A 6,205-nucleotide genomic window follows, 5' to 3' on the forward strand; every position below is an offset into this window, starting at 1 on the left:
CTCCACCCTCCCCCCCCCTCTCTCTCGCTCCTTATACTCGTCCCTCCCTCTCTCTTTCCCCCCCCCTCCCCCACACCCCCACCCCCCACCCCCCCCCGCCCACAACGTTCGGCTGGGTCAGGCGTCGGTGGTCAGGCCCGAGTACGAGTGCTTGCCGTTGAAGATCAGGTTCACGCCGGTGAAGTTGAACAGCACGCACAGGTAGCCGACGATCACGAACCAGGCGGCGCGGCGGCCGTCCCAGCCGCGCGTCGTGCGGGCGTGCAGGTAGGCCGCGTACACGACCCAGATCACGAAGCTCCAGACCTCCTTGGGGTCCCAGCCCCAGTAGCGGCCCCAGGCGTGCTCGGCCCAGATGGCGCCGCCGATGATGGTGAAGGTCCACAGCACGAAGCCGACGGCGTTGAGCCGGAACGACAGCACCTCGAGGGAGGTCGGCGTCGGCAGGCGGTCCAGCCAGCGGAAGCCCGGGCGGCTCAGGTACGGGGAGCCGGTGTCGCGGCTGTCGCGCAGCAGCTGCAGCACGGACGAGACGAACGCGACCGTGAAGATGCCGGCCGAGCAGATCGCCACGCCCACGTGGATGACCAGCCAGTAGTTCTGCAGCGCCGGCTGCACGCCCGTCGCGGCCACGTAGAAGACGTTCAGCCCCAGCACGAGGAACAGCACCGCCAGGCCGGTGACGAACGCGCCCAGGAACCTGAGGTCCTTGCGCAGGTTGATGCCGAGGAAGACGGCGAGGGCCATGAACGAGCCCACCAGCGTGAACTCGTACATGTTGGCCCACGGCGTGCGGCCCGCGGCGATGCCGCGCAGCACGATCGCGGCGAGCAGCAGGGCGGTGCCCAGCCACGTCGTCGACATCGCGATGCCGGCGGCGCGCCGACGGGCGGGGGCGGGCGGAGCCGCCGCCTTCCCGTCCGCCGGCGGCGCGGCTGCCGGAGCGCCGGCCCCCACCGCGACGGGCGTGCGCGCCTCGGCGCGGGCGTCGGCCCGCTGCTCGGTGCGGCGCCCGAGGTCGATCGCGAACGCGACGAGCGCGATCGTGAGCGCCGTGGCCGCACCCCACACGAGCAGCACGCTCAGCTCGGCGATCTGCATGGTCAGTCCTCCGTGGCTGTCTTCGGGTTGTCGTCCGGCGCGTCGTCCGGCGCGTCGTCCAGGCGGCCCGGCACCGACGCCAGGGCCTTGTCGACCTCACGCTGCAGGCCGGCGTCGTCCCCGCGGGCGAGCCCGGCGAGCTCGACGTGCGTGACGGACCGTCCGTCGTCGTCCGTGGTCTCCCATGATCGCACCCACACGCGCCGGCGCGGCGTGAACAGCGAGACCGCGAGGCCGGTGAGGGCGAGCAGGGCGAAGGTGAGCACCCAGGTGAGCGACGGGTCGTGCCGCAGGTCGAGCGCGACGTAGCGGGGCACGTCCTTACCGAGGGTCACCGTGCCGAGGCCGTCGGGCAGGTCGACGGTCTCCCCCGGCTTCACCAGGAGCTTGATGGTCGACCCGTCCTCGTCCACCGACGGCGTGAGGTTCGCGGTGTCGAGGCGGTACACGTTCTGCGGCACGCCGTCGTCCAGGCCCAGGTCGCCGCGGTACACCTCGAGCACCATCAGCGGGTTCTGCGGCTGCGGGAAGACGGAGCGGGCGGAGCCGTCCGCGTCGACGACGGCGGTCGGCAGGAAGTACCCGACCAGGCCGATCTGCTCCTGCCCCTTGGACACGTCCGGCACCTTCACGACGCCGCGCGACGTGTACATGGTGTCCTCGGGCAGGAACGGGACCCGGCCGGAGAACGCCAGCTCGCCGGCGCCGTCCTTCACGGTGATCTCGGGCGCGAAGCCGTTGCCCTGCAGGTAGATCTTGGCGCCGTCGACCGTGAGCGGCTCGTTCACCTTGATCGTCTCGTCGTGGGACGTGCCGTCCGGCTCGGTCGCCGTCACGTAGGCGGTGAAGTCGCGCGCCTGCGCGAACGCGACCGTGTCGGAGGCGAACTTGGACTCGAACGAGTCGAGCGTCATGGAGAACGGCGACAGCGACGACGGCCGGAACCAGGCGCCCTTGTCGAAGGTGTCGTAGTCGACGACGGCGTTGGCGAAGCCGCGACCCTCGGTGACGATCGCCTGTCCGCGGTAGTGCATCAGCTGGCCGAGGGCGACCGAGACCAGCAGGCCGAGCAGCGCCAGGTGGAACAGGAGGTTGCCGGTCTCGCGCAGGTAGCCGCGCTCGGCGGCGACGGTGCGGGTGGCCGGTCGCCCGAGGCGGGGCTCCTCGGCGCCGACGTCCACCCGGAAGGTGGGCAGCCGGCGCAGCGGCCCGCGCAGGTGGGCGGCGACCGCGTCCGTGACCTCGTCGGGCGACGCCGTCGTGCTGGCCTGGGCCGTCGCGGGGAACCGGCCGAACCGCACCGGGGTCTTCGGCGGGCGGTTCCGCAGGTTGCGGGCGTGCGCGATCGTGCGCGGCAGGATGCAGCCCACCAGCGAGACGAACAGCAGCAGGTAGATCGCCGAGAACCAGACGGAGCTGTAGACCTCGAAGAAGCCGAAGCGGTCCAGCCACTCCCCCAGCGTCGGGTGGTCGCCCAGGTACTCGAGCACCGCCGCGGCGTCCTGGCCTCGCTGGGGCAGGATCGAGCCGGGCACGGCCGCGACGGCGAGCAGCATCAGCAGCATGAGCGCGACGCGCATGCTGGTGAGCTGGCGCCACATCCAGCGCAGCGTGCCGCGCCAGCCGAGCGACGGCAGGGTCGGGGCGCCGCCGGACTTCTGCGGCCCGCCCGCGGCCGCGGCCGGCGCGTCGTCCGAACGGCCCTCGACGAACGCGTCGTTGATGCCCTCGGGGCGGTAGGTCGCCTTCTCGCTCATCACACCACCGTCACGTATCCGCTGATCCAGCCCTGGAGCTGGCTGGTCCACGCGGACCAGATGCCCGTGACCAGGGCCAGGCCGACCAGCACGAGCAGGGCGCCGCCGGCCCGCTGGATGCCCAGGCGGTGACGACGCAGGAAGCCGAGCATGCGCTGCGACGACTGCAGCCCGAGCGCGACCAGGAGGAACGGCACGCCCAGCCCGACGCAGTACGCCACGCCCAGCACGATGCCGCGCCCGGCCGACGCCTGGTCGAGGGACAGCGCCTGCACCGCGGTGAGCGTCGGGCCGATGCAGGGCGTCCAGCCGAGGCCGAACACGATGCCCAGCAGCGGCGCGCCCCACAGGCCCGCCCGAGGGCTGAGGTGCATGCGCCGCTCGCGCTGCAGGAACGGGACGGCGCCGAGGAACGCGAGGCCCATGAGGATCACGACGACCCCCAGGACCCGCATGATCGTGGTCTCCCACTGCACCAGGTACGAGCCCAGCGCGCCGGCGGCGGCCATGAACGCGACGAACACCGCGGTGAAGCCGAGCACGAACAGGGCCACACCCGCGACGACGCGCCGGCGGCCCGGGTCCCGCGGCGCACCGGCGCGGGCCTGCGGCCCGCCCGCCGACGCGGCCGCCATCCCGCTGACGTACCCGACGTAGCCGGGCACCAGCGGCAGCACGCACGGCGACGCGAACGACACCAGGCCGGCGATCAGCGCCACGGGCAGCGCCAGCAGCATCGACCCGCTCCACACCGTGGTGGCGAAGGCGTCACCCATCAGGCGCCCTTCGCCGCGCCGTCGCCCGAGCCGCCGGACGACTCGGCGAGCACCTCGTCGACGATCGCGTCGAGCGTGGACGCCTCTGCCTGCCCGATGACGCGCGCCGCGACGCGGCCCTCGGCGTCGAGCACGACCGTGGACGGGACGGCCTGCAGCGGCACGACGCCGGAGAGCCGGGCCACGACCTTGCCGGTGCTGTCCGCGACGGACGGGTACGGGACGTCGAAGGTGCGCTGGAACGAGGTGGCCGCGCCGGCCTCGTCCTCCGTGTTGATGCCCAGGACGCGCACGCCGTCGGCCTCGCGGTCGTTCGCGAGGGCGACGAGGTCGGGGGCCTCGGCGCGGCAGGGGGCGCAGCCGGCGTACCAGGTGTTCACGACGACGACGTCGCCGAGCCAGTCGGCGGTGCTGATGTCGTCGCCCTCGAAGGTGGTGCCCTCGACGGTGACGACGTCGCCGCGGTCGCCCGCGTCCCACTGCTTCACCGAGCCGTCGCCGGAGACGAACCCCTGGCCGACGACGTCGCCCGCGCCCGAGTCCTGCGGGCCGCACGCGGCGAGGAGACCGATCCCGAGGACGGCGCCGACCGCCACGGTGGCGCGCCGCCGGGCGCGCGGGGAGGTGCTGCGCATCATGCCCCCGGCACCGGGTCGGCGCCCGCGAGCAGGTCCGCCGCGGGCTCGGTGTAGTGCAGCCCGACGAACGTGTCGCCGTCGAACCGCAGCGAGGTCATGGACGCCAGCGAGCACTCGCGCCGGCGCGGGTCGTGCGCCAGGGAGCGGGCCTCGAACGAGCGGCGCGTCACCCAGACGGGCAGCTGGTGGCTGACCAGCACCACCTCGTGCCCGGCGTACGCGCGGCGCGCGTCGTCCACCGCGGCGCGCATGCGCGCGACCTGGTCGGCGTACGGCTCGCCCCACGACGGGCGCAGCGGGTTCCACAGGAAGCGCCAGTAGCGGGGGTGGGCCAGCTGCGCCGGGTTGCTCCCGATCGTCGTGCCCTCGAAGTGGTTGCCGGCCTCGACGAGGCGGTCGTCGGTGGCGAGGGTCAGGCCGAAGGCCTCGGCCGTCGGGGTCGCGGTCTCCTGCGCGCGCTGCAGCGGGGACGCGACGACGCCGGCGACGTCGTGGCCCGTGCCGGACAGGTGCTCCGCCACGCGGCGCGCCATCGCCTGACCGCGGTCGGACAGCCGATAGCCGGGGATGCGCCCGTAGAGGACCCCGTCCGGGTTGTGGACCTCGCCGTGCCGCACGAGATGGACGGTGGTGGTGGCCATGGGTCCCAGTGTCCCAGAACTCCGGGGTACCCAGGTCCCGTCCAGCCAGGGGTGACGCCGCTCACGTCAGGAGGTCGCGGGGCCCTTGGCCGCCTCGGCGACCTTCGCCATCGCGCGGCCCAGGACGGCGAACTCCTCGTCGGTGAGGGTGTCGACCAGCAGCCGGCGCACGGCGGTGACGTGGCCCGGCGCGGCGTCGACGAGCGCCGCGTACCCGGCGTCGGTCATGACGCAGTTCACGCCGCGCCGGTCGCCCGGCACGGGGGTGCGGACCACGAGGCCGCGCTGCTCCATGCGGTCGACGGTGTGCGTGAGGCGGCTGCGCGACAGGGCGAGGAACTCCGCGAGCGCCGACATCCGCAGCGTGCGCTCGGGCGCCTCGGACAGCTGCACCAGCAGGTGATACTCGCCGAGCGTCACCGGCAGGCCCTCGTCGTGCGCCGTGCCGAGCGCCTCGAAGAAGCGGGACGTCCCCTCCAGGAAGCGTCGCCACGCCCACTGCTGGCCCTCGTCGAGCCAGCGCACCTCTGCGTCCGCGCGCTGTCGCGCTCCTGTCGTCCCGCCCACGGGGAATAGGTTACGAGACGCGGGTGTTCACCCCCTCGTGACGGTAGTTGAGTGCTCAACTACCTGGTGACACCGACCGCACGACCTACTCCGAGGAGACACCTATGACCGCGCTGCCCGCAGGCCTCACCGCCGGTACCTACGCCATCGACACCGCCCACTCGACCGCCTCCTTCGCCGTGCGCCACGCGGGGATCGCCAAGGTCCGCGGCACGATCGCGATCAGCGGTGGCTCGATCACCGTCGGCGACGAGCTCGAGTCGTCCGCCGTCTCCGCCGAGCTGGACGCGGCGTCGGTCAACACGAACGACGAGAACCGCGACAACCACCTGCGCAGCGCCGACTTCTGGCACGCCGAGGAGAAGCCGACCTGGAGCTTCGTCTCCAAGGCCATCTCGGCGGACGGCGACGACTACACGATCGCCGGCGACCTCACCATCAACGGCGTGACCAACTCCGTAGAGCTCCCGACCGAGTTCACCGGCACCGCCACCGACCCGTTCGGCAACGCCCGCGCCGGGTTCGAGTCGCAGATCGAGATCTCGCGCAAGGACTACGGCCTCACGTGGAACGCCGCGCTCGAGACCGGCGGCGTCCTGGTGGGCGACAAGGTCAAGATCGCCCTCGACGTCTCGGCCATCAAGCAGGCCTGAGGCCTCGCCGAGGTAGTTCGAGAATCGCCGAGGTAGTTCGAAGGGGCGGTCCGCACTTCTGCGGGCCGCCCC

Annotated in this window: 7 protein-coding genes; 1 reads left to right on the plus strand and 6 read right to left on the minus strand. The window is 72.9% G+C overall.

Features of this window, described 5'->3' with window-relative positions; translation table 11 throughout:
* Positions 1-117: 117 nt before the first annotated feature.
* From ccsB to ACWF41_RS11015, 6 genes are all read right to left on the minus strand, one after another.
* Positions 118-1,101 (minus strand): c-type cytochrome biogenesis protein CcsB, encoded by a 984-nt coding sequence (gene ccsB, locus ACWF41_RS10990; RefSeq protein ID WP_380326259.1) that lies wholly within the window; start codon positions 1,099-1,101, stop codon positions 118-120.
* A gap of 2 nt (positions 1,102-1,103) precedes the next feature.
* A complete protein-coding gene (gene resB, locus ACWF41_RS10995; protein WP_380326255.1) occupies positions 1,104-2,858 on the minus strand; it encodes a cytochrome c biogenesis protein ResB in 1,755 nt (584 codons plus the stop codon).
* Complete coding sequence (locus ACWF41_RS11000; RefSeq protein WP_380326252.1) at positions 2,858-3,634, minus strand: cytochrome c biogenesis CcdA family protein; 777 nt, start codon at positions 3,632-3,634, stop codon at positions 2,858-2,860. Before ACWF41_RS11000 ends, resB begins: the two co-directional genes overlap by 1 nt.
* Complete coding sequence (locus ACWF41_RS11005) at positions 3,634-4,272, minus strand: TlpA family protein disulfide reductase (RefSeq protein WP_380326249.1); 639 nt, start codon at positions 4,270-4,272, stop codon at positions 3,634-3,636. The genes ACWF41_RS11000 and ACWF41_RS11005 overlap by 1 nt, the downstream gene beginning before the upstream one ends.
* On the minus strand, positions 4,269-4,913 hold the full coding sequence (locus ACWF41_RS11010) for a histidine phosphatase family protein (protein WP_380326246.1): 645 nt from the start codon (positions 4,911-4,913) through the stop codon (positions 4,269-4,271). The genes ACWF41_RS11005 and ACWF41_RS11010 overlap by 4 nt, the downstream gene beginning before the upstream one ends.
* Before the next feature lie 66 nt (positions 4,914-4,979).
* Entirely contained in the window at positions 4,980-5,480 is a 501-nt protein-coding gene (locus ACWF41_RS11015) for a MarR family winged helix-turn-helix transcriptional regulator (RefSeq protein ID WP_380326243.1), read from the minus strand.
* 104 nt (positions 5,481-5,584) lie between these two features.
* Between ACWF41_RS11015 and ACWF41_RS11020 the strand changes: the two genes are divergently transcribed.
* Complete coding sequence (locus tag ACWF41_RS11020; RefSeq protein WP_380326240.1) at positions 5,585-6,133, plus strand: YceI family protein; 549 nt, start codon at positions 5,585-5,587, stop codon at positions 6,131-6,133.
* Positions 6,134-6,205 lie beyond the last annotated feature (72 nt).

It is taken from the genome of Isoptericola sp. NPDC055063 (assembly GCF_053608125.1).

Excerpts from the sequence above, each read along its gene's own strand:
- ccsB (WP_380326259.1), bottom strand. The coding sequence starts at position 1,101 with ATGCAGATCGCCGAGCTGAGCGTGCTGCTCGTGTGGGGTGCGGCCACG.
- ACWF41_RS11000 (WP_380326252.1), bottom strand. The coding sequence starts at position 3,634 with ATGGGTGACGCCTTCGCCACCACGGTGTGGAGCGGGTCGATGCTGCTG.
- resB (WP_380326255.1), bottom strand. The coding sequence starts at position 2,858 with ATGAGCGAGAAGGCGACCTACCGCCCCGAGGGCATCAACGACGCGTTC.
- ACWF41_RS11020 (WP_380326240.1), top strand. The coding sequence starts at position 5,585 with ATGACCGCGCTGCCCGCAGGCCTCACCGCCGGTACCTACGCCATCGAC.
- ACWF41_RS11005 (WP_380326249.1), bottom strand. The coding sequence starts at position 4,272 with ATGATGCGCAGCACCTCCCCGCGCGCCCGGCGGCGCGCCACCGTGGCG.
- ACWF41_RS11010 (WP_380326246.1), bottom strand. The coding sequence starts at position 4,913 with ATGGCCACCACCACCGTCCATCTCGTGCGGCACGGCGAGGTCCACAAC.